The organism is Prolixibacteraceae bacterium, assembly GCA_019856515.1.
GTDB lineage: Bacteria > Bacteroidota > Bacteroidia > Bacteroidales > Prolixibacteraceae > Halosquirtibacter > Halosquirtibacter xylanolyticus.
The window spans coordinates 3,868,523-3,891,570 of the sequence record CP082230.1 but is presented as its reverse complement, the minus strand read 5'-3'; the positions used below and the strand labels follow the sequence as shown (position 1 = coordinate 3,891,570).

19 protein-coding genes are annotated in these 23,048 nt (G+C 38.4%); 6 read left to right on the top strand and 13 right to left on the bottom strand.

All coding sequences use genetic code 11. The features are described 5' to 3' along the window. Nucleotides 1-291 precede the first annotated feature (291 nt). Nucleotides 292-1,494: a pyridoxal phosphate-dependent aminotransferase gene (locus K5X82_14335; GenBank protein QZT36425.1), complete on the top strand. Its 1,203-nt coding sequence runs from the start codon at nt 292-294 to the stop codon at nt 1,492-1,494. Nucleotides 1,495-1,554: 60 nt separating this feature from the next. Here the strand turns inward: K5X82_14335 and K5X82_14330 are convergent, their stop codons facing one another. The 4 genes from K5X82_14330 to K5X82_14315 all read right to left on the bottom strand — a co-directional run bounded on the left by K5X82_14330 (nt 1,555) and on the right by K5X82_14315 (nt 6,390). After that, complete coding sequence (locus K5X82_14330; protein QZT36424.1) at nt 1,555-4,188, bottom strand: hypothetical protein; 2,634 nt, start codon at nt 4,186-4,188, stop codon at nt 1,555-1,557. A 3-nt stretch (nt 4,189-4,191) separates the two neighbouring features. Then, nucleotides 4,192-5,058 (bottom strand): GLPGLI family protein, encoded by an 867-nt coding sequence (locus K5X82_14325; GenBank protein ID QZT36423.1) that lies wholly within the window; start codon nt 5,056-5,058, stop codon nt 4,192-4,194. Between the two features lie 59 nt (nt 5,059-5,117). After that, nucleotides 5,118-5,291, bottom strand: coding sequence for a hypothetical protein (locus K5X82_14320; protein ID QZT36422.1), 174 nt, complete (start codon nt 5,289-5,291; stop codon nt 5,118-5,120). Between the two features lie 238 nt (nt 5,292-5,529). After that, nucleotides 5,530-6,390, bottom strand: a complete 861-nt coding sequence (locus tag K5X82_14315) for a GLPGLI family protein (protein QZT36421.1) — start codon at nt 6,388-6,390, stop codon at nt 5,530-5,532. Nucleotides 6,391-6,790: 400 nt separating this feature from the next. Here K5X82_14315 and K5X82_14310 point away from each other — a divergent pair, with 400 nt between their 5' ends. After that, on the top strand, nt 6,791-7,324 hold the full coding sequence (locus tag K5X82_14310) for a DUF3575 domain-containing protein (GenBank protein QZT36420.1): 534 nt from the start codon (nt 6,791-6,793) through the stop codon (nt 7,322-7,324). 107 nt (nt 7,325-7,431) lie between these two features. Here K5X82_14310 and K5X82_14305 read toward each other — a convergent pair whose 3' ends face one another. The 3 genes from K5X82_14305 to K5X82_14295 form a co-directional block, all read right to left on the bottom strand. After that, nucleotides 7,432-7,758 (bottom strand): hypothetical protein, encoded by a 327-nt coding sequence (locus K5X82_14305; protein ID QZT36419.1) that lies wholly within the window; start codon nt 7,756-7,758, stop codon nt 7,432-7,434. Nucleotides 7,759-7,846: 88 nt separating this feature from the next. Then, the gene (locus K5X82_14300) at nt 7,847-8,176 is read right to left on the bottom strand and encodes a hypothetical protein (GenBank protein QZT36418.1); all 330 of its coding nucleotides are present in this window, start codon (nt 8,174-8,176) and stop codon (nt 7,847-7,849) included. A 214-nt stretch (nt 8,177-8,390) separates the two neighbouring features. Continuing rightward, nucleotides 8,391-8,729, bottom strand: a complete 339-nt coding sequence (locus K5X82_14295) for a hypothetical protein (GenBank protein QZT36417.1) — start codon at nt 8,727-8,729, stop codon at nt 8,391-8,393. 335 nt (nt 8,730-9,064) lie between these two features. Between K5X82_14295 and K5X82_14290 the strand changes: the two genes are divergently transcribed. Continuing rightward, on the top strand, nt 9,065-10,432 hold the full coding sequence (locus tag K5X82_14290; GenBank protein ID QZT36416.1) for a hypothetical protein: 1,368 nt from the start codon (nt 9,065-9,067) through the stop codon (nt 10,430-10,432). A 1,020-nt stretch (nt 10,433-11,452) separates the two neighbouring features. Here K5X82_14290 and K5X82_14285 read toward each other — a convergent pair. Further along, nucleotides 11,453-11,905, bottom strand: a complete 453-nt coding sequence (locus K5X82_14285; protein QZT36415.1) for a hypothetical protein — start codon at nt 11,903-11,905, stop codon at nt 11,453-11,455. A gap of 25 nt (nt 11,906-11,930) precedes the next feature. Next, a complete protein-coding gene (locus tag K5X82_14280) occupies nt 11,931-13,856 on the bottom strand; it encodes a menaquinone biosynthesis decarboxylase (protein ID QZT36414.1) in 1,926 nt (641 codons plus the stop codon). 320 nt (nt 13,857-14,176) lie between these two features. Here K5X82_14280 and K5X82_14275 point away from each other — a divergent pair, with 320 nt between their 5' ends. Continuing rightward, nucleotides 14,177-14,785 (top strand): SIS domain-containing protein, encoded by a 609-nt coding sequence (locus K5X82_14275; GenBank protein ID QZT36413.1) that lies wholly within the window; start codon nt 14,177-14,179, stop codon nt 14,783-14,785. A gap of 26 nt (nt 14,786-14,811) precedes the next feature. Continuing rightward, entirely contained in the window at nt 14,812-15,354 is a 543-nt protein-coding gene (locus tag K5X82_14270; GenBank protein ID QZT36412.1) for an isochorismatase family protein, read from the top strand. 198 nt (nt 15,355-15,552) lie between these two features. Here K5X82_14270 and mfd read toward each other — a convergent pair whose 3' ends face one another. Further along, nucleotides 15,553-18,921, bottom strand: a complete 3,369-nt coding sequence (gene mfd / locus K5X82_14265) for a transcription-repair coupling factor (GenBank protein ID QZT36411.1) — start codon at nt 18,919-18,921, stop codon at nt 15,553-15,555. Between the two features lie 29 nt (nt 18,922-18,950). After that, on the bottom strand, nt 18,951-19,772 hold the full coding sequence (gene ispE / locus K5X82_14260; protein ID QZT36410.1) for a 4-(cytidine 5'-diphospho)-2-C-methyl-D-erythritol kinase: 822 nt from the start codon (nt 19,770-19,772) through the stop codon (nt 18,951-18,953). 244 nt (nt 19,773-20,016) lie between these two features. Here ispE and K5X82_14255 point away from each other — a divergent pair, with 244 nt between their 5' ends. Beyond that, a complete protein-coding gene (locus tag K5X82_14255; protein ID QZT36409.1) occupies nt 20,017-20,688 on the top strand; it encodes a sel1 repeat family protein in 672 nt (223 codons plus the stop codon). 62 nt (nt 20,689-20,750) lie between these two features. On the opposite strand, the gene der is transcribed toward K5X82_14255, so the two are convergent. Together der and era are read right to left on the bottom strand one after the other, a co-directional pair. Further along, nucleotides 20,751-22,058: a ribosome biogenesis GTPase Der gene (gene der / locus K5X82_14250; GenBank protein ID QZT36408.1), complete on the bottom strand. Its 1,308-nt coding sequence runs from the start codon at nt 22,056-22,058 to the stop codon at nt 20,751-20,753. Nucleotides 22,059-22,077: 19 nt separating this feature from the next. Then, complete coding sequence (gene era, locus K5X82_14245; GenBank protein QZT36407.1) at nt 22,078-22,959, bottom strand: GTPase Era; 882 nt, start codon at nt 22,957-22,959, stop codon at nt 22,078-22,080. Nucleotides 22,960-23,048: the final 89 nt, after the last annotated feature.

The following is a 23,048-nucleotide window of genomic DNA, read 5'->3' as shown; positions in this document are numbered from 1 at the left end:
GCGACACTCAAAAGTAAGTTACACCCAATTCACAAAACATGATTTTTATTAGCAAATGATAAAACCCATATCTACGATACCCAAACTTTAAAATCATGCTTTATTACTTTTTAACCTCAAAAAATTACAATTAATCTGATTCCCAATGCCATAAATCAGAATCCCAAACTAACTTCAATTTGATCAAGTAAAATTATAACTTACCTTTGTTATCTATTGATGTCGTATAACACTTTTTGACCCGACTTACTTCGGTCAAAATCGATATAAATTCATATTTATTTTTTCATTATGCCAGAAATATCAATTCGAGGAAAGCAACTACCAGAATCTTCCATTCGTAAGTTGGTACCTTTTGCTGACGCGGCAAAAGACAAAGGAGTACATGTATTCCATCTTAATATTGGACAACCAGATATTAAGACGCCAGCCCACGCCATAGAAAGAATCAAAAATTTTGATTTTGAACTGATTCCCTACGGCAACTCCGCCGGTAACCTTTCTTATCGAACCAAACTGGCCAAATACTACCAATCACATAATCTAGACGTAGATTCTAATAATATTCTTGTCACCACAGGAGGTTCCGAAGCAATAAGCTTTGCTTTCAAAGCATGCTTTAATCCTGGAGATGAAATCATCATCCCTGAACCATTCTATGCAAACTACTTATCGTTTGCCCAAGAGTCGGACATCGTGATTAAAACCATCACCTCTACCATTGAAGATGGGTTTAAACTTCCATCTATTGATAAGTTTAAAGAGATTATTACAGAGAAGACCAAAGGCATTTTCATCTGTAACCCAAGTAATCCTACAGGCTACCTCTACAACAAAGAGGAGTTACAGGCTTTAGCTCAGATCGTAAAAGAGTATGACCTCTACCTGCTATCGGATGAAGTGTACAACGAGTTTGTATACGATGGTCGCAAACACTGTTCAGTACTATCATTAAAAGACATTAAGGAGAATGTTATCATGATAGACTCCGTCTCAAAACACTTCAGTGCTTGCGGAGTGCGTATTGGATCTTTAGTATCACACAATAAGAGAGTAATATCAACGATTCTTAAGTTTGCCATGGCACGCCTATGTCCACCCATGCTTGGACAAGAAGTTGCAGAAGCCGCTTTCGATTCGCCCCCTGAATATATACAGGAAGTATACAAAGAGTATCTCAAGAGACGAGACTACTGTATCGATCGTCTTAATAAAATGGAAGGAGTCTACTCACCCATGCCACAAGGTGCATTCTACTCAATAGTCAAACTACCTATAGACCATTGCGATAAGTTCTGTCAATGGCTACTAGAGTCTTTCTCCTACCGAAAGCAAACTATCATGCTAGCTCCTGCAACTGGTTTCTATAAGACTGAAGGGGCAGGCATCGACCAAGTACGTATAGCCTACGTACTAAAGACCGAAGACCTAGAAAAAGCATTAGACTGCCTCGAAGAAGCACTAAAAGTCTATCCAGGACGTACCAACAAGTAGCCTCTATTGACATCTTTAAATGAGGGATAAGTTTACCCTCATTTAAAGATGTAATCCGTATTATAATCGAAAAGCCATCTTAAGCATCAACACGCGTTCTCTTAAAGGCAATCGAGTATAACTATAGTTCATCCCCGACTCCGTGCCAACCTCATACTGATCTTGATCAAATAGGTTCGACATCACAAAGGACAAATCATATCGCTTACTAGGACTCCATTTCACCTCAGCATCCATAAAGAAGAAGTCCTCAAAACGATCCTTTGCCACCTCTCTGTCTGTATAGTCTCCTGCCACAGAGAAAGTGACGCTCTTTGTCGGATATAAATAAAGATCCATTCTATGCGTATAACTTCGTAAAGGATCGGTGACTACACCATCATACTTTTGCCACATATAGTTACCCACCAACTTATAATTGGCCGAAAACCACTTAATCTTCTTAAAGATTGTAGTAAAAGTCCCTGTAACAATCTGAGAACGATTATAAAACAATGTACCATTCTGTGAAAATAAGGATAAATAGTTGTTATAATCTCCCTTCAACTTCAGTGTTAATCCTGCACCATACAGCGTCTTATCGATTAACCCACTGACATAAATAAACTCGCTCTTATTGCTCCCCCAGGTAGGCAATATCTCTGTCAGCTGCGACGAATAACGATAATCATGATATTGATGAGACCAATTCTTATAATAGGTCCCACTCAAGCTCGCAAAAAACATCGTAGCCAAATCTTTATACCGAATTGACCCTCCGGCTTTAAAACGTGATACACGATCAAACCACTGGTCCATATCCAATTGATTTCTATACAACGTACGATAATCCTTAAAGAAAGGAGTTTGTGTCACCACAAAATCATGGGAAGCATCACTATCGTAAGAAGTATCTAAACGAAACTCCCATAAGTCCAAATACTCATAGTTAAAGTAAACCTTAGGATGATACGAAAGGTAATAATGATCCTTCGTCTCTTTCCTCGTTTCCCATCCCAACTTCTCCACCTCAAAAGGGACTTCAAAATGAACGTAGCCCTCCTTAAAACGCCATTTATACGATGGGTTCATTCCAACACTATATTCACTCTTGGTTTGATTACCCGACACGGTTTTACCTAATGGATCACCTACAAGATCATAGTCTCCAATAGGAGTTAAATGATCTTGTTTCATCAGGTAGTCAATCCCCACTTTAAACTCTCTTTTTCCATTTAAAGAACCTATCCCGACATTCCCCTTCGCAACCCAATAATTTCGATCAGCGACTTGGTGAATCCAAGGACTCATCTTCTGCTTTGACGAAGACGATCCCAATACATCCATTTGACTCTCTCCATCATAATACCGCAACAACATACGCATAGACAAAAGCAAATTGTCTTTACGCAAGGTCATATCCATGGTATTATCCATATAGTTAGGAGACTGACGGTTCTCCTGTCTCCGTTGATTTCCATTTTGTACCACACGATAATCTTGCCTCTGCCAAGAAAAAGACGCTTTCATCTTATCTTCGATATAAAGATTATCTCCATTATGCTCAAACTGCAACTGTGGAACCACCCTATCTGTCTTATAAAGCCCTTGTTGCAATGATTGTACAGTCACTGGGTTATCCACACCATATCGTTGATACATGCTCATCGATTGATCTGTTCGATCACCATAATAAGATGCATTGGCCCTCAACGTAGTCTGCTTAGAAAACGAAAATAGCTCATTTACCCCCACACTATAGGAGTTATTATCCAAATAACGGGATGCGGGCAGAGGAATCTGTCTTACCCCTAGCTCACCATATAGATCCTCAGGTAGCATATCAAAGGTAGATAGATTCGAGTAATCCAACCGATTGCTCGTTTCACCCGATAAATCTTTACCAGTATTATTCATCTTTCCTGTAATCAGTGCTTGATGTTTCGGATTCACTCTCATCAGAAAAACACTATTATCCCACGATGTCCAAGGCATACCAACTCCTCCTTTCAACTCGCCAAACATACGCATCTTATGCCCCTTCTTTATCGTAACATTCAGTGCAGCTTGTCTTGGAGGAACCGTCCCCTCTAAAGCCCTTTTATGTTGATGATGCTCCATAATCTGCACCTGAGCCACTGCATCTACAGGCAAACTATTGGTCGCCTGATTATAGGCCCCTCCCAAAAGATCTTTGCCTTCAATATAGAAACGGCTGATGGCTTCACCCTGATACTTCACCGTACCATTCTTGCTCACCTCAATACCCGGCAGTTTCTTCAATACATCTCCAATCGTACGATCTTTCTTCTCTACAAACGACCCCACATTGTATCGAATCGTATCTTTCGTAGCCCGAATAGGAGGCACATCCACTGTCACCTGTGCAATATTCTGCACCTCCGTATATAGCTTAACACGATGGTTTGTAAGCGCCTCTTCATACGAAATAGAAAAGGTCTTATATCCCATATGTGCATATGTAACACGCTTCGCTTCAGGATATGCCTTAATGTGATATTCTCCTTTGGTACCCGTAAGAAAATAGCCTAACATCTTATCCGAAGCCCCATAAAGTTTACATATAACATTCGGAATAGGCCTCAAACTCTTGGCATCCACCACCAACCCTTCCAGTCCCTTCGATTTCTCGGCATAAACGCTCAAAGAGAAAAGGCTAATAACGGTTATTACGATAGTAATATATCTAATCATATTTTATTCTAATTCCATTGGATTATAGGGCTTGGGTTTTAATTTAGCCATTGCTTCTAAAGATCTATTCGGGTTTGGAAAAGCATGTTCAATCGCTTGTGCAGGAAACTCCCGGCTATACTTATACACCTTTCGTGCCTTCTTTCTCGAAGATGGAATGACTTTATTACTTATCTTTTTATATATCAATTGGGTATGATTCAGTGTATAAAGCCCATTTAATTTGAAATGATAATGATCCTGAGTATCATGAATATCCATGATTAAACCTGGCAATCCACCAAAAACATCTGGACCATAAGGCATAGAGATACCCTCTGCAAACCATGCCTCATAGTCGCGTCCCCGATAATGACACGTTGCCATCTTACATTTGTAATTCAGAATCGTACTATCTCTTTCGGTTATAATCCAATCAAACAAAGGAATACTATCCTCAAATTCATATCTCTGTACAAGAACCCCCTTTTGGCGTCTTAGTAATTTACCATCTAAATAGCCATGCATAACCATCTCGTAATACTTGATTTTCCGCCCAACATTCATAAGTTGAATTATTCCACTTGACGAATTAATTGAATTCGTAGCACAATCATCGTTAATGGAATCTGATAAAAAATCATTGTAATCTTTAAAACATCGCGAGTGTTTACCTATCTGCAAGAAAGTCTGCGCATGTTTCATTTTCTCTGGTTTCTTAGGATCTAAACGAAAATCTAACGTGTAAAATATATTAACTTTAGCTGTATCAACTATATGTTTCTCGACTATTTTAAAAGTCAGATTACCGAAATCACGTCCTTTAATACTTTGGCTGTAACCACCAAATGTAACAAAGATCAACAAGTAAAATAAAATGAATAGTTTCATATCTTTATAAAAAAAGAGCTATAGCATCAATACTATAGCTCTTACCTAATAATACTTTATTAATCACAATATTCAGCTTCTAAAGCTAATGCATATTGCACCATCTCTCCCGTTGATTTAAAATTGGAATTTGGTACATTTTCAGTATGTCCACAAGAAGTCGTAATTGTTACAGCATTGGCAATTCCAGCCACACTTAAAATAAAGGCCGCGCATAAAATAATCTTTTTCATAAAAAATTTAAATTAGTTTATTAATGCCTACTCACTTTATATATTTATTAAAGGCTTTTCAGCAATCTCCTTTCAGTTACAATATAATAACTATTATAAACATTTATTAAGTATTATGGTGTCATTTTGTGTACATCTAACATTAATTTAACAAATATATTCCATTTTATACATTTATATCAAAAATAAGAGTACGATACAATGGAAGAAATGACAAACAGTTGATGCTAATTCACCTCTACTCTAATTCCATTGGATTGTAAGGCTTCGGCTTAATATTAGCAATATCATCAGCTGTCAATTCATCATCAGGGAAAGCTTGCTTCATTGCTTCTGCTGGAAACTTTCTTGTATGCTCATATATCTTTCTTGTTCGCGATCTTGTAGAGGCAATCACTTTCTCATCATTCGTTGCATAAATTAATTGAAGATGGTCCACAGGATATAATCCATTCAATTGGAAGTGATAATGATATTGGGTGTCATGAACATCCATTATTAAACCTGGTAATCCTCCAAAAACATCTGGACCATAGGGCATAGAGATACCCTCAGCAAACCATGCCTCATAGTCGCGTCCACGATAATGACACGTTGCCATCTTACATTTGTAATTCAGAATCGTACTATCTCTTTCGGTGATAATCCAATCAAACAAAGGAATACTATCCCGATATTCATAGATGGAAGGATATATATCATGACGCTTCACCAACTGCCCTTCTTCAACACCAAACAAAATAGTCTTTTGATACTTGCGTCTTTTCATCACAGACATCAATTTCATCATCCCCTCCATCGCACTAAGTGATTTTTTAGCACAATCATCATTCACCGAATCAGAAAGGAATTCATTGTAATCTTTAAAACATCGCGAGTGTTTACCTATCTGCAAGAAAGTCTGCGCATGTTTCATTTTCTCTGGTTTCTTAGGATCTAAACGAAAATCTAACGTATAGAAGATATCAACCTTTGCCGTATCAATGATCTCTTTCTCGATCACGTCAAAACCAAGTTCATTCAAATCCCCCCCTTCAACAGTCTGGGAATAAACATTACCAACAAAAAGGAGAATAAGGAAAAATAGGAGTTCTTTCATAAAAATTAAATTATCGGATTTAGGTTATAACTTAAATAACATCTCAAAGGTAATTTGACCACCCACTCTCAAAGATACAAACATAAACATGTAAATACATATATTAACATTAATTTAATACAGTTGGTTTATTAAAATAGTACCATATTATCACAAAATCATAAAGTAGCATAATAAGGGCGAAGTAAGGGCTAGAAGCTAATAATCAATATCTAAAGAGAGAGGAACAATGTGATCGTTATATTACATATTCAAGTCAAGAATACTGTTATATTAACATTTATTCAACCCACAAACAGATAAATCAACATTATTTATCATTCAGATGTGATATTATGTTACTTTTATACCCACAACAATGACCAATATGGGGGGAGTAAATCATATAAACACAACCTAAATGAAAAAAATCATTCTACTACTAGCAATTACGATGGCTAGTCTAAACACAAAAGCACAAGGAACAGGAACGGAAGACCTTTTCAAAATTAACCTGACATTAAAACCAGGTTTTGGTGTAGAGAAGAAGATCGGGGACAAAAGCACAATGGATCTGTCACTCAAAACCTACTGGTCAATAGAAGATACCGAAGCATATATTAGACCATCTATCTATCTGGGGTATCGCTATTACTACAATATTCTGATGAGAGAAAGTAAAGGGAAAGACACAAAAGGTAATAGCGCAAGTTTTGTAACTGCTGAAATAGGATATATTCATAAAAACATTACCAGCAATAAATACTGGAATGATATTAATCCTTATGGGATAGATTGTAATATAATGTGGGGAATACGTAGAACATTTAACTGGTTCTACCTGGAAGGACAAATCGGAGTTGGTAAAACCTGGTGGCATGACAAACAATATGAACATGCAGGAACAAAAGCTATCGACTGGAGAGGAGATATCATTATTGGATTTCTTCTTTAAACAGACTTGACATTGTATCATGATATCTTCTACATTATATCATGATACAATGTAGAAGGCTCCTTCCAAACATTGGAGTATAAAACCTAGCCACTCTAAATCCGACTTTAATAACGATGATTAAGATTAAGCCTAATCTTAAGACGAGGAAAAGGATCGTTAGGGATCAACTCAGTTTCTTTAATAATCGATAAATTATACCATATTCTTCCGACTCTCAACATTCCAGATTTCACCTCAAAATCATGCGTATAATACAAATTAAAATAATCAACAACGAAATGATCTAATACCGTGATCTCTTTTACATGATTATCATGAATCATCTTTTTCAGCCTATGTTCCAATAGATCCGTTTGCGTTTCTACCGGAAGCTCCTCTTTGCTACAAGCAAACGAAAGAAAGATCATAAAAAATAAAATAACTTTTTTCATTGTATATTGATTTAACCCTTCCCATAACAACCGATAAAACAATCAGTAAGTCCATCACCTTGTTGCTGCTAAGTGTTATATTAATTAATTAATTAGAGTAGTACAGTAATATCGTACGGATATTTTGTAAATCTTGAACCTCCATTCTTGATATATCCAGTAAATTATACCATTTCCCCTCTACCTTGATTTTACAGTTGGATATTTCAATAGTTCCAGAAGAGGGAAATTGAAAATCAATAAACTCTGGACGATCCCAAGATAACTGATCTACTTCTACAATAACGACTCCTGTCACGTTATTGGATCGAATCACCTCTAAAACCTTCGCTTCCATTGCCTCCTCTTCCGTCATATAATGCGTCTTACTACATGCGCAAGAGAGGAATATCATTAAAATGAAAATAACTTTTCTCATATTTATTATTCTTTTGAGTATCATACAACAAACCATCCCACAGATACACTTCAAACTAGTAAGTCGTATCTCTCACTCCAACTATCGATGTTTGGCCTTCGTGATAAATAATTGTAAACTTCCTTTGCAACCATTTGAAAAGGCACGAACGAAACGCACACACCATTCTCCTAATAATCGAGAACGACACAATAGTGATTCCAAGACGGCGAAATCAAATCCTCATTATTACTTCACCCTCCTTTAAATCGATCACGAGCCCTTGGTATCTATTTCCAGGAGCTAAATACATCCTCTCAACCCTCTTCAAATAGTACCATTTTAAATCTACTCGAATCATACCTCCTCCCACTTCAAAATCATCTGTAAAAGAGTTGTAAGGATTTAATATCGGCACCCGATCTCGAACATAGACCTCTTTCACATGATGCTCTCTAATAATTTCTAAAATCTGTCGCTCCATCGCATGGGCTTCAATATTACTCTGTTTGTTCTCCTCAGAACAAGACACTATTGAAAGAACAACAATAAATAGAAAAGTAATTTTTCTCATCTCAAATATATATTACGATTCACATCCTTTCAAAAATATCACCACAAGGAAAAAGAATGGAATTAGGTTTAAAACATAAATAACTAAGCACAAAGTTCAAATATACACAAATTAACACTCAAGCACACTAAATCATACTAATGGTTTTTTTTATGTGATAGACCTTTACAAATAGTATTTAAACATCAACTATTCAGACCACATTTCACTATTTATATCCTATTTGTAAAGGTTTTATTGTAGTAGAATCAAAGATATTATTTATTTTTGTTCTAAATAACAAGCGGTGTTGACACAACACCAAACATCTAAGATTCAAATATTTAAACAAAAACATGTCATCAAATATAGATAGTATTCAAAGCACCATTGACCAATGGGCTACACACGAAAAAGAGTGGGCACTTAAGTACCTCATACAATTTCAACAAAACATGAAAAATAGTGATGAGTTAACCTTAGACCACCATCACGACATAAAACATATATCCCAATCCAATAACAACAGAGAGGACAGTGAATCAATAATAACTCAAAAGAGATCCGAACAAGAGTTGTCCGAATCGATCGAGACATTCCCCGTTTATGACAGAAAGAACCCATTCTCTGCTAGGGTCCTCAAGAAGGAGCGCATCACAGGAGATGCATCGAACAAAGAGGTATACCACCTAGAGTTATCACTACAAGGATCAGGCTTGACCTACCAGCCAGGTGATATTCTTGGTATCCACCATGACAATCCACCACGACTCGTTCAAGCGATCCTCACCCACTTTAAAATAGACGCAGATGCACCATTCTTCTATCGTGATCACCTAAGAATTGCGGAGTCCATTCTTCATCACTTAGTAGAGATCACTTCGATCAATGCGATGTTACTAAAGAAATACCAAAAGCTGACAGACCACGAAGGATTGCAAAAGCTATTACAAAACAAAGACGAAAAATTGGCGTACCTCCACGGACATGATATTCTTGATCTACTGCATGATTTCCCTTCGGATATCACATTTGATCAATTCATTACGATTCTTACTCCTCGCTATCCTCGTCTCTACTCCATTGCATCGAGTATGAAGAAGGTCGACCAACAGGTACATATTACTATTCGTACCGTTCGTTACGAGATAAAAAATAGAGAGAGAGAAGGGGCTTGCTCTACATTTATTGCTGATAGAATCAAAGAGCGACAGCTACTGCCTATCTTTATTGAGTCGAACAAAGGATTCAAACTGCCCAACCAACCTCAACACCCTATTGTGATGATAGGTGCAGGTGTAGGAGTAGCTCCATTCCGCTCTTTTCTCCAAGAGATAGATCAACTAGAATCAAGCAAAAAACCCGAAAGCTGGCTCTTCTTCGGCGAACAGAAGAGGGAATCCGACTACCTATATCAATCGGAGTGGAAAGCATTCCAAAACAAAAAAACACTGGGTCGAATAGACACCGCTTTCAGTCGTGATAAGGAGCAAAAGGTATACGTACAACATCGTATCACAGAACAACAAAGTCTATTATGGGAGTGGATAGAGCACAAAAACGCTCATCTATATATTTGTGGCGATAAAAATCATATGGCCAAAGAGGTCCAAGAGAGCCTTAAAGAGATTGTGAGAAAACATGGAAACCTAACCACAGAAGAGGCGGACAAATACATCAAAACATTGAAGCGAGAAAAACGTCTTCAGCTCGATGTCTTTTAATCCCATGGAGACAATGAAACATACATTAAATCACGACTCCATCTTGTGTTTTAATGGCTTGCTATTGCTATAACAGAGCTGTATTCAATGCAGAAACAACATGAAGATGCTTATCTCACGACATAGTGAGGTAAGCATTTTTCATCTCTACAACACCAATTCTAGTCATAAAAAATGATCGGCATTTTTCCCTAATCAAACAATCAACACCCGTTACTAACCAATAGACAAATAGGTCCACCAAACTATTTTCCAGAACCTCTTCAAACCACACCTCTTAAGTCACCCCAAATCAAAACACCCAATACCCCAGACAGAGTGTAATTTACACTACCACCACCTCCCTCTCGAATTAGATATTCAACCTAGCCAAACAGGGGAATACCCTATACCTTCTCCCAACTTAATCCGTCCACAATCCGTCGTTAATCTAATCTTAATCCGTCCTTTGTCCATAGTTCGTCCATCATTGATCCATGGTTCAGCCATCAAAAACCCCGAAATCGATGGACAAACCATGGAGGAAGCATGGCTAAACCATGGACAAAGGACGGATTAAGGACGGATTAAGGACGGATTAGGGATGTATTAAAGGCGGATTAAGTCAGGGGAAAGTAGGGTTTAATCTACTATCAACCCACTGTTTGACCTCTGAAAGAATATTGATATGGCATGAAGAAAACTCGGTGGAGATATTGTGATACTATCGTTAGGATACTGTTAGACTATGGTTAGATTTTTGTAGAGTGATTATGATGGTATTTTTGTGACCTTTCGGAACAGGATATATTCGTAAGTTTCGATAGTTCACTTCAGAATTCTATGGAGGTAAAATGAGGGGTATCTTTCAAGGATATTTTGTTTGTAGGGCATTAAAGGGTATTTCTATTGAGAAAGGCTACTGTTTCATTTTTGTAGCTTGATTAAACAAAATATATTTGAGATGATATGTTTATCATCTCAAATATCTAATTGTTATGAGATAGAATACAGGCTCTATCACACCTTCATAAGATGTGGTTAGAAAGCTTGGATGAAATCGGCTCTAGAGTAGGTTCCAGGAGAGGCATGAGATCCAAATTCGAAATCCATCTCTACTTTTTTGACACGGCTGTTTTCGGTTAAAGTAAAGGTGATAATTCCAAGACAGGTACGCGCTCCACTAGACCCCATATGCTGGGTTAAATCTTCAGCTTGGTTAATCTTAATCATTAACGTTTCAGCTTTTTGTCCTACGACCTCTATACCTAAGAATAGGGTTGTATTAAGGATGTCCACCAACTCCTGAATGGTATAGGGGGTCTTCACCGAAGCTCCAACTTTTTTAAATGCTACATCATTGATCTTTTCATCCCACACTGAGCTCCAGAGGCTAGAGTGGGATTTATGTTCGATTTCTTCTGCAAGTGTTGACTTACTGAAAGAGATAATCATGAACAAAATAAGGTTAAAGCGTAAAAAAGCATTCATCATTTTTAGTCAATTAAGATGGGTTATTTTATTCAATATCTTCGGCTACTGCACCTGTACCACGTTGAAGTGATTTATATCTTTTTGATGGTGAGGAGATAAAAGATCCAAGACCTAGTTGTTCCCATCTTGTGTCTACCTGCTCGATCATCTCATCATCAGAGACAACAGGATTTGGCCACAATCGTTGGAAACCATCGTTGGTCTCTGTCTTACGTGTTCCGTCAATAATCATACGGCTTGGACCGTTCGGAAAGAACGGGTCATATATCTTACAGTCTCTTAGTGGATCGATATTTCCAGAGCAGTACCAACTCACAAAATCATAGTCTGTGATATCGACTCCATTATCGACCACTACTATAAATTTAGCAGGTGCAAATGCTTTCTCTTCTGTAATATATCTGCTCGCCTCTTTTATATCGAAAGAGGCATCTTTATTGACCGAGATAATCAATATTGAGATACCATCTTCCCAAAGTGATCCATCGAACGACTCAATGTAACTAGGTTGAGAGAGTGGTGCAACAAAGTGTATCGGTTTGCCTTCGATGACATTTTCATCTACTCCCCCCTTCTCTTCAGGTAGTTTTTCGGTGGCATCCACCCCCATTTTAGAGCCATATGCAAAAGCGTTAGAAGAGTGGTCTAGCACATCCATTGGTCCCTTAGAGAAGAAGACATCACGAGCGACGTTCACATTCTTCGAGATGATTCTTGCAATACGACGATAGCTATGTACATTGGCTTTTTCACCATTGGTGACCACAAGAACTTTGTTGAACATCATCTGTCCAGCTCCCCACATACTATAGGCTACCTTATTGGCTTGTCCAGCAAAGGTTTTGTCTATCTGTGCCAGGGTAATATTGTGGGCTACTCCTGCAGGAGGTAGATCCATATCGATAATCTCTGGCACCATCACCAATTTCATCGGGGCTAAGAAAATACGTTCTGAAGCACGTTGAATATATGCATCTTCCATCGGTGGAATACCTACGATGGTGGCAGGATAGATGGCTCTATTTTTGTATGTAATACATGTCACATGGAATCGAGGATACCAATCGGCTAGAGAGTAGAATCCAGTGTGATCACCAAATGGACCTTCCCATACTAACTCCTCTTCGGGATCGACATATCCTTCGATAATAATATCGGCATTCGATGGGACATAGAGGTCGTTGGTAACACACTTAACCAAGTCGACGGCTTCGTCGCGAAGGAATCCAGCAAGTAGATACTCATCGATATTATCTGGAAGCGGAGCAGTGGCAGAAAATATTAGAGAAGGGTCGCCACCAAGGACAACAGAAACGGGCATCTTGGTGCCTAGTTCTTTATGTCGATTATAATGTCGAGCTCCCGTTTTATGCTTATGCCAGTGCATTCCAGTGGTTTTATTGTCTAAAACCTGCATACGATACATTCCTACATTTCGAATTTTTGTGTCAGGATCCTCCGTTACCACACAAGGAAGGGTAATGAAAGGTCCCCCATCGGCAGGCCAACATCTTAATATTGGCAGCTTAGATAGATCGACATCCTCTCCTTTAAGAACCACCTCTTGACATTTCCCACGGCCTTTAGATCTTTGGGGCATCCAAGATGCGATTCCTTTTAATGTTGGAATCATTTTAAACTTATCGAACCAACTCAGTTTCGGTGATGTTAGTTCGGAGAAGACGTGGTCGATACGCTCACCTACTTGGTCGAGAGTAAAACACCCTAAGGCCATAGATATTCTTTTTGTAGATCCCATAGCATTGATTAAAACAGGGAATTCGGTTCCATTGTTTTCGAACAATAGTGCCTTACCACCACGATCGCTTTTAGAAAAACGGTCGACAATTTCGGTAATTTCCATGTCAGGGGAGACTTTCTCCTTGACTCGTATCAGTTCTCCCTCTCGATCTAATTGATCTACAAATTCAGTTAATTCTTTAAAGGCCATCTCTTAAGTAGTTTAAAATGTCACGAATATATTATCGTATCTCCCTAGTAAATATAGGGAAAGAATTCCATGTGAAAAATACAAATTATCGATTGGCTTTGCACATTTACAGCCTTTATTTTTTGTAGGTCGTTTAAATAAATAACATAAACTTTTTCATACACAGCCTTTTTGAGTTACTTTTGCAGAAGAAAAGAGAGAAAATATTCTTTGTTTCTATGAATAAACTCAATACAATATTGCGAATGATCATGATCTATTTCGATATTGTATTGGTGAAATAAATATCGTAGTCACCCATCGTTATATCTTTATATAAAGTGAAAAATATTATCGCAGATTTACTACAACGTGAAGCACAGGCTGTATTAAATATTCCACAGGACAATGATTTCGAGAAAGCTATTGAGATTATAGAGCTACACGTCCAGAAAAAAGGCGGAAAGTTAGTAACAAGTGGAATGGGTAAAGCAGGTCAAATTGCTTTAAACATCTCAACGACTTTCTGTTCGACAGGAACACCATCGATCTTTCTTCACCCTAGTGAAGCACAACATGGAGATCTTGGAGTGATTCAACCTAATGATGTGTTGCTATTGATTTCCAACTCTGGACGAACGAGTGAGATTGTCAAGTTGGTGCACCTAGCAGAAAATCTATACCCAGGATTGCCACTAATTGTGATCACTTCAAAGGGAGATAGCGAACTTGCAAATATTGCTGATATTGTTCTTCTTACAGGAGACCCAAAGGAGTTGTGTCCATTAGGATTAACCCCTAGTACCTCCACAACTACCATGACTGTGATCGGGGATATTCTAGTGAATTTGACCATGAAAAAGATCGAATTTACCAATGAGCAATATGCCAAAAGACACCATGGTGGCTATTTAGGAGAGAAGTCGAAAAGACAGGCGAAAAATAACTGATTTATACAACTAAGAGCTATCGTTCAATGAGAATCACAAGAGAAAACAGCGTTGCGTTGATCATCGATCTACAGGAGAAATTGGTTCCTGTAATGCGTAACAAGAAGGAGGTCATTAAGAATAATCAGATTGTTATCTCTGGGTTGAAGGAGCTTGGAGTGCCTACGATCTTTTCACAGCAGTATCCGAAGGGATTGGGAGAGACCATAGAAGAAATTAAGTCGTTGGTGGAAGATTTCATCTCATTTGACAAGGCTGACTTTAGTTGTTATGGTCACGAGATGTGTAAAAGTTTCTTGCATGCCAACGAAGCGAAGAATGTGATTATCACAGGTATTGAATCACATATTTGTGTATTACAGACGGCACTTGATTTGAAAGATGCTGGATACAATCCGATTGTGGTGGTGGATGCAGTAGACTCACGTAAGAAGTCGGATAAGAAGGTGGCTTTACGTCGTTTCGAATCAGAAGGAATTACATTGACAACTTATGAATCAATCCTATTTGAATTGGCAGGATCGGCAAAAGCACCTGCTTTTAAAGCGATCTCTAAGTTGATTAAATAGTCATTGATGTCTATCGACAATACGGGTTACCAACTTGAATGAGCTGAATGTTCATGATCTATTATACAGAATGTATATGCAAGACCTGATAGTTTACTTCATCAATAAATAGGTATTATAGTATGGTTAGCACGTAATGATTCAACATATAAAGAGAAGCCCAAGTTCTGAACAGAGCTTGGGCTTCTTTATTTTAGTCTATTTTAATGGAACCTGTTTTGTCTGAGATAAAGACTTCATGGCCTCCAAAGCATCGTTGACATCGAATATCTTGATGAAAGTCAATCGTATTCGATCTTTCTCCTGTTTCATTCCCGCCTTGCCGGGGTTCTGTTGTAGCCACTGCAAAATAGCAGTAAACTCAGCAGAGCTATAGAATGGTGATTGTGGATCGGAGATAAAATCAAGGATCATACGCTTTTTCTTCAAACGTATCTTCTCAATACCGATACTTTGTGCAGCCCATCTTAGCTGTACTATTTTAGTCAACTCAGTAGCCTCTTCAGGCATCTTACCGAATCGGTCTTCCGTATTCTGAATAAAGAGGTTTAGATCTTCGACACGCTCAATATTGTCTAATTCATTATATAGAATCATACGCTCCGCAGTGTTCTCCACATAGTCGCTAGGAAACAGCAGCTCCATATCTGTCTCTATTTGACAATCTTGCACATAGGATACATTCATAAAGGCTTTGCGCGCCTCTTTGTCGTTCTCTTTCTCGTCATCAAATATATCTTTGAACTCTTCTGTTTTCAGTTCGTGAATGGCTTCATTCAAAATACGCTGATAGGTTTCAAAACCAATGTCGGCAATAAAACCACTCTGCTCCCCACCAAGCATGTTACCAGCACCACGAATATCAAGATCTTGCATCGATATGTTAAAACCACTACCTAGCTCCGAAAACTCCTCTATGGCCTCTAAACGACGACGTGACTCGGCAGGAAGAGAGGACATTGGAGGTGCTAAAAGATAGCAAAATGCTTTCTTATTAGATCGTCCCACACGTCCCCTTAACTGGTGTAGCTCACTCAACCCAAATTGATGGGCATGGTTGATAATAATAGTATTGGCATTAGGGATATCTAATCCCGATTCGATGATGGTGGTGGCAATCAACACATCATACTCCCCTGCAATAAACGATAGCATGACCTTCTCTAAAGAGGCCCCATCCATCTGCCCATGTCCTACGATGGTTCTAACCCCTGGACAGACACGTTGTATCATGGCCTCCACTTCGTGGATGTTTTGTACACGGTTGTTGATAAAGAAGACCTGTCCACCACGCTCCAGTTCATATTCGATAGACTCTTTGATTATCTCTTCGTTGAAACCATGTACTTCGGTTAAAATAGGATAACGGTTCGGTGGAGGGGTGTTGATCACAGATAGATCACGTGCCCCCATTAGCGAAAACTGCAGGGTACGTGGGATTGGTGTGGCTGTAAGAGTCAGAGTGTCTACATTCACCTTGAACTTCTTCAACTTCTCTTTGACCGCGACACCAAACTTCTGCTCTTCGTCAATGATCAATAGACCTAGATCTTTAAAAGCCACATCTTTACCGACCAATTTATGGGTTCCGATAACAATATCAATTTTACCCTCTTTTAAGCCTTGTAGCACCTCTTTGACCTCCTTAGGCTTACGCATCCTAGATAGGTATGCGACGTTACAAGGAAGGTCCTCCAAACGCTGTATAAAAGTCTTATAGTGTTGGAAAGCCAAGATGGTTGTTGGGACTAAAACAGCCACTTGTTTACTATCACAAACGGCCTTAAAAGCAGCACGTATTGCAACCTCTGTTTTTCCGAACCCTACATCACCACATACCAGACGATCCATAGGTATCTGCTTCTCCATATCTTGCTTCACAGCAAGGGTCGCTTTGTTTTGATCTGGCGTATCTTCGTAGATAAAAGAGGCTTCTAGTTCTTGCTGGAGGTAGCTATCCTCAGTGAAAGCAAATCCTTGCTCCTGTTTTCTTTTGGCATAAAGTGCAATAAGATCTTTGGCAATATCTTTTACTTTCGACTTGGTCTTAGACTTCATCTTCTGCCATGCAGAGGTACCTAACTTATTCAGTTTGGGTTCTGTCCCATCTTTGTCTTTATATTTAGAGATACGATGAAGCGCATGGATACTGACAAGAAGTGAATCGTTTCCTTTAAACACGAGTCGTAATGACTCTTGTACTTTCCCATTCTCTTCGGTACGAACCAGACCAGCAAACTGCCCTACTCCATGGTCGATATGAACAATATAGTCTCCTGGACTTAGCTTTTGCAACTCTTTTAAGGTGATGGCCAGCTTGGATGACTTCTGTGATTTCAGACGGAAACGGTGGTAACGCTCAAAGATCTGGTGGTCTGTATAGATACACAATTTAAGGTCGTGGTCTACAAAACCTTCACTGACAGAGGTGAGCATATCTTCGAACTCCTCACTATACCCTTTATCATTGAATATCGCCCTGATTCGCTGTAGCTGTTTGGTATTAGACGAAAGAATAAGGTTGCGATAGCCTTCAGAATTGTGGTTATGAAGATCTTCAGCTAAGAGGTCAAAATTCTTATGAAATAGAGGTTGGTTCGACAGGTTAAAAGTATAGACATTGGACTCTTTAAAGTAATTTTTATGTCCATATTCGATTGTACGAACAGCACTCATCGCTTGGAGATAAGCAGTGCTATTGATCAAAGCATCATCGATATTTACATCGGATTCACTTCGCTCAATATAACTTTGAGAGTGGTTGTAGAAATGGTCAATCTTCTCACCAATAAAAGAGATGTCTTGTGCAATGACCAAACACTCTTTTCCAATGAAATCGAAGAAGGTGCATTTCTCTATCTCTTTGGTCACATCTTGTATGTTCGGAACAATGGCAACATGCTCGATTCGAGACTTTGAGATCTGTGATTCGATGTCAAAGATACGTATGGAATCCACCTCGTCTCCGAAGAAGTCAATACGATAAGGGTCCTCGTTGGAGAATGAGAAGATGTCCACGATAGATCCTCGGATAGAGTATTGTCCTGGTTCGTATACAAAATCGACACGTTCAAAACCATACTCTTCAAGGGTCTCTTGAAGAAAAGGGGTGTCTAATTTATCGTTAACACGAACCTGGAGTGTAATGGTTTGTAGTGTCTTCTCCTCAACAATCTTCTCAGCAAGTGCCTCAGGATAGGTTACAACAAAAGCTTTATCGCTGCTACTGATGGCATTTAACACATCGGTTCGTTGAATTACATTCTCGCTTTCAATACGATCTAAATCAAGGTGTCTACGATGAGATGATGGGAAGTAATGAAGATTCGTTGGGGCATAAAACCTTTGTATATCATCATAAAAATAGGCTGCCGATTCCTGGTCGTTTGCAATAAACAATCCAACTCCTTTATTTTCAGATATTGCAGACCACAGATACATTGGTGCTGCAGAACCTTTTAGCCCCTCACATTTATATTTTAAGCTCTTGCCTTCTTTTAAATCCCCCTTTAAGGTAACCACTAAAGGGTTTGAATCAATACAGTTTGCTAATTCTTTTGTATCCAATGATGCTTCTTTTTATGATATAAAATTCTTTATTTGATGATCTCTTCCCATACAAAATAGGATGGGTCGATTACCTCTCTATTCCATGCCACAGTGTTCTTGAATATTCCGAACACAGAGGAGCCACTGCCACTCATAGATACGTAGGTAGCACCCTCTTGATAAAGTTTAGTCTTTAACTCTTGAATGGCTGGATATTGACAAAATACACTCTTTTCGAAATCATTTTCAACCAACCCTTTCCATGATGGTAGAGGATTGAGGATCGCCTCTTCTAAAGAGGTGAAAGGCTCATGTGGTGTAACATAACGAAATGCCTCTGGTGTGGAAACCATAATGTTAGGATTTACCAGCACCAAACGATATCCTGACAGATCCAAGTCGGTTGGAACTAACTCTTCCCCCCTACCCGTTGCGAAACAGGGGGTATTGATAATAAAAAATGGACAATCACTCCCGAGTTGAACAGACAGATCGATGAGCTCTTGCGTGTTTAACTCTAAGTTAAACATCTCATTTAATGCTTTTAGCATAAATGACGCATCTGCAGATCCTCCACCTAAACCAGCTCCAAACGGAATCTTCTTATGTAGATGGATGTCTAAATTGGGAATTTCAAAACGCTCTTTTATGAGTAAGAGAGCTAGATAAACTAAATTATCAGTCAATTCGCCCTCGATGGTTAAACCGGATTGTGTAAATCGAGTGTGATCCAAACCATTTTCAACGATCTCCAATCCATCACATAACTGTAGGGGATAGAAGAGTGTGGATAAGTTATGAAAACCATCCTCTCGCTTTGAAATGACATTTAGACCTATATTAATCTTTGCATTAGGAAAATAAAGCATACTCCTTTCTATTTTGATGCAAAAGTACAAAAAAATATAGATTTAGAATAAATCATAAGTCACACATAAATGACTGTAAAACACAACTATAAGAAGATAATGTTAATAAAAATAAAAATCACGTTTAAAATAAAGATATAGAAAGTGAAAGTTTATGTAATATTAGATTTCTCCTCATATTTTTTATATCATTGCACCATACTTTACATAATCGTTTGCACAATTTTATTTAAATCGACAGAATATGAGATGGTTACTTATTATAACAATCGCTATGTCTCTCCTTCCTGTTTCTTCTGTAAGAGGCAATGGTGCTACTGATCGCAAGTCTTCACTTATGGTCCAAAGATCAAGGTATGTGTTATACCATTCACACGATGAGATTGCCCGCAAGAAAGCATTAGAAACTATTTTTCAATATGCAGAACAGAAAGATGGGTACGCTTTAAATGCCTTAGGTTTGATCTATATGAGTGGGAAAGGATTGCCAAAGGATACCATTAAGGCTAGTGAGATGTTTGCAAAAGCTTCAGAACAAGGTATGGGAGATGCCATGTGTAATTTAGCTAAATTATACCGTACAGGTAGAGGAGGTGTAAAACAGTGTGACACCATGGCCTTTAAATATTATAAGATGGCAGCGGAACACAATCACCGCGTCGGGATATACTGTGTTGGGAGATGCTACTATAAAGGCAAAGGAACCAAGATAGACTTCAAGAAAGCCTATGATTGGTTAACTGTTGGAGACCAACAAGGAACTGTTGCGGCAAGTTATCTAAGAGGTGTTTGTCTCTATAAAGGAAGAGGCGTCGAAAAGAAATCAGACGAAGGACTTAAGTTAATTCGAACAAGTTTAGATGAGGGCTACACGAGAGCAGAAAAATTCCTCAAATTCAACAAGATAGATTATTAATAAAAAAAGCACTGCTATAATAGGCAGTGCTTTTTTTATATTGTACCAAGATATGGTCTTTACTATTTCTTTCTAAAGAAGATCTGAATAGGAACTCCTGTTAAATCGAAATGCTCTCTAAACTTATTCTCTAGATATCTTTTATATGGATCTTTGATATACTGAGGTAAGTTACAGTAGAAAGCAAATGTCGGAGCATGCGTTGGAAGTTGCATCGCATACTTGATCTTGATATACTTTCCTTTGTAAGCAGGTGGTGGATACGCTTCGATCACCGGTAGCATCACATCATTAATAGCAGATGTTTGAATACGCTTAGTACGTCTCTCATATACAGCCATTGCTTCCTCAAGTACCTTGATAATACGTTGTTTTGTTACCGCAGATGTGAAGACAATTGGAATGTCCACAAACGGCGCAAAACGACGGAATAACTTCTCCTTAAACTCATTGACAGTATTGGTATCTTTGTCTTCAATCAAGTCCCACTTATTGACCATCACCACCAAACCTTTACGGTTACGTTGGATCAAGTTGAAGATCGATACATCCTGTGCCTCCACTCCTCTTGTTGCATCAAGAATCAGAATACAAACATCTGAATTTTCAATAGTTCTAACAGCACGAAGCGTAGAGTAAAATTCTACATCTTCATTTACATTACGTTTTTTACGTAATCCAGCCGTGTCCACCATCAAGAAGTCATGACCAAACTTAGAGAAACGTGTAGAGATCGAGTCACGTGTTGTTCCAGCTAAATCTGTAACAATATTACGATCCTCTTCCAAAAGTACATTTACGGTAGATGATTTACCTACATTAGGACGACCAACGAAAGCCAAACGAGGAAGGTCAAGATCTTCTTGCTCTACTTCTTTTGGGAGTTTATTAACCACTTCATCCAGAAGATCACCTGTTCCACTACCATTGATAGATGAGATATTAAAATAGTCTCCCAATCCTAACGAATAGAACTCGGTTGCATCTAGAGACCTTTTGTTGTTATCCACCTTATTCACCACTAGTATGAACTCTTTGTCTGACTTACGAAGTAGCTCGGCAACTCCATTGTCAAGCTCTGTAATGCCATCTTCCACATTCACAACAAACAAGATAACATCCGCTTCATCAATAGCCAAATGTACTTGTTTGCGAATAGCATCTTCAAAGATATCATCTGATCCATGAACATACCCACCTGTATCAATGATAGAGAATTCTCTACCATTCCACTCTACTTTACCATAGTTACGATCACGAGTTACTCCAGCCACATCATTAACAATGGCCTTACGTGATTCGGTGAAACGATTAAAAAGAGTTGATTTCCCAACATTTGGGCGTCCTACAACAGCTACTATACCACTCATGCTTATATTCGTTGTTATTTTATTCGTTGTATCCGAAGTTCTTCAATTGATTGTCTTTATCTCTCCAGTCCTTGTTGACCTTAACGATGGTCTTAAGGAATACTTGTTTCCCGAAGAACTCTTCCATATCCTTACGTGCTTCTGTTCCTACACGACGTAGACCTAACCCTTGGTGTCCAATGATAATACCTTTCTGGCTCGATCGTATCACGTGTATTATGGCACGTATCTTAATGATTTCTGGCTCCTCTTTGAACTCCTCTACTTCAATCTCCACAGAGTAAGGAATCTCTTTCTTATAGTGTACCAAAATCTTCTCTCGGATGATCTCCTGTACAAAGAAACGCTCACTCTTGTCTGTTAGCTGATCCTTCTCGAAATAAGGAGGCGCTTCAGGTAGAAGTTCGACGATACGATCGAAGATGTAGTTAAGGTTGAATTTTCTAAGTGCCGAGATCACAAGTATCTCTGCCTTAGGAAGACGCTCTTGCCAATCTTTGATCAACTGATCTACGGTCTCTTGGTCTGAGATATCAATCTTATTTAAAACCAAAAGAATTGGAGTATCTGTTGCTTGTAGCTTCTCAAGATACTCTTGGTTTTTATCCCATCTCTCAAATACATCTGTAACGTAAAGAATTACATCTGCATCCACAAGCGCTGAATCTACAAACTTCAACATAGACTCTTGAAGCTTATAGTTTGGTTTAAGGATACCTGGGGTATCCGAGTAGATAATTTGGAAATCATCTCCATTTACGATTCCCTTGATGCGGTGACGAGTTGTCTGCATCTTACTTGTAATAATAGAGAGTTTCTCTCCAACAAGTCCATTCATCAATGTCGATTTTCCTACGTTTGGGTTACCGACAATACTGACAAAGCCTGATTTGTGCTTCATTATGATATCTTAAATATATTTGCTGCAAAGATATAAATATTTCTAACCTTTTGATACATTAATCGTTAAAGGTCAATCCTTGCTTAAAA

Excerpts from the sequence above, each read along its gene's own strand:
- K5X82_14270 (QZT36412.1), top strand. The coding sequence starts at position 14,812 with ATGAGAATCACAAGAGAAAACAGCGTTGCGTTGATCATCGATCTACAG.
- K5X82_14320 (QZT36422.1), bottom strand. The coding sequence starts at position 5,291 with ATGAAAAAGATTATTTTATGCGCGGCCTTTATTTTAAGTGTGGCTGGA.
- K5X82_14330 (QZT36424.1), bottom strand. The coding sequence starts at position 4,188 with ATGATTAGATATATTACTATCGTAATAACCGTTATTAGCCTTTTCTCT.
- era (QZT36407.1), bottom strand. The coding sequence starts at position 22,959 with ATGAAGCACAAATCAGGCTTTGTCAGTATTGTCGGTAACCCAAACGTA.
- ispE (QZT36410.1), bottom strand. The coding sequence starts at position 19,772 with ATGCTTTATTTTCCTAATGCAAAGATTAATATAGGTCTAAATGTCATT.
- K5X82_14290 (QZT36416.1), top strand. The coding sequence starts at position 9,065 with ATGTCATCAAATATAGATAGTATTCAAAGCACCATTGACCAATGGGCT.
- K5X82_14325 (QZT36423.1), bottom strand. The coding sequence starts at position 5,058 with ATGAAACTATTCATTTTATTTTACTTGTTGATCTTTGTTACATTTGGT.
- K5X82_14310 (QZT36420.1), top strand. The coding sequence starts at position 6,791 with ATGAAAAAAATCATTCTACTACTAGCAATTACGATGGCTAGTCTAAAC.
- K5X82_14295 (QZT36417.1), bottom strand. The coding sequence starts at position 8,729 with ATGAGAAAAATTACTTTTCTATTTATTGTTGTTCTTTCAATAGTGTCT.
- K5X82_14280 (QZT36414.1), bottom strand. The coding sequence starts at position 13,856 with ATGGCCTTTAAAGAATTAACTGAATTTGTAGATCAATTAGATCGAGAG.
- der (QZT36408.1), bottom strand. The coding sequence starts at position 22,058 with ATGAGTGGTATAGTAGCTGTTGTAGGACGCCCAAATGTTGGGAAATCA.
- K5X82_14305 (QZT36419.1), bottom strand. The coding sequence starts at position 7,758 with ATGAAAAAAGTTATTTTATTTTTTATGATCTTTCTTTCGTTTGCTTGT.
- K5X82_14335 (QZT36425.1), top strand. The coding sequence starts at position 292 with ATGCCAGAAATATCAATTCGAGGAAAGCAACTACCAGAATCTTCCATT.
- K5X82_14300 (QZT36418.1), bottom strand. The coding sequence starts at position 8,176 with ATGAGAAAAGTTATTTTCATTTTAATGATATTCCTCTCTTGCGCATGT.
- K5X82_14285 (QZT36415.1), bottom strand. The coding sequence starts at position 11,905 with ATGATGAATGCTTTTTTACGCTTTAACCTTATTTTGTTCATGATTATC.
- K5X82_14315 (QZT36421.1), bottom strand. The coding sequence starts at position 6,390 with ATGAAAGAACTCCTATTTTTCCTTATTCTCCTTTTTGTTGGTAATGTT.
- K5X82_14255 (QZT36409.1), top strand. The coding sequence starts at position 20,017 with ATGAGATGGTTACTTATTATAACAATCGCTATGTCTCTCCTTCCTGTT.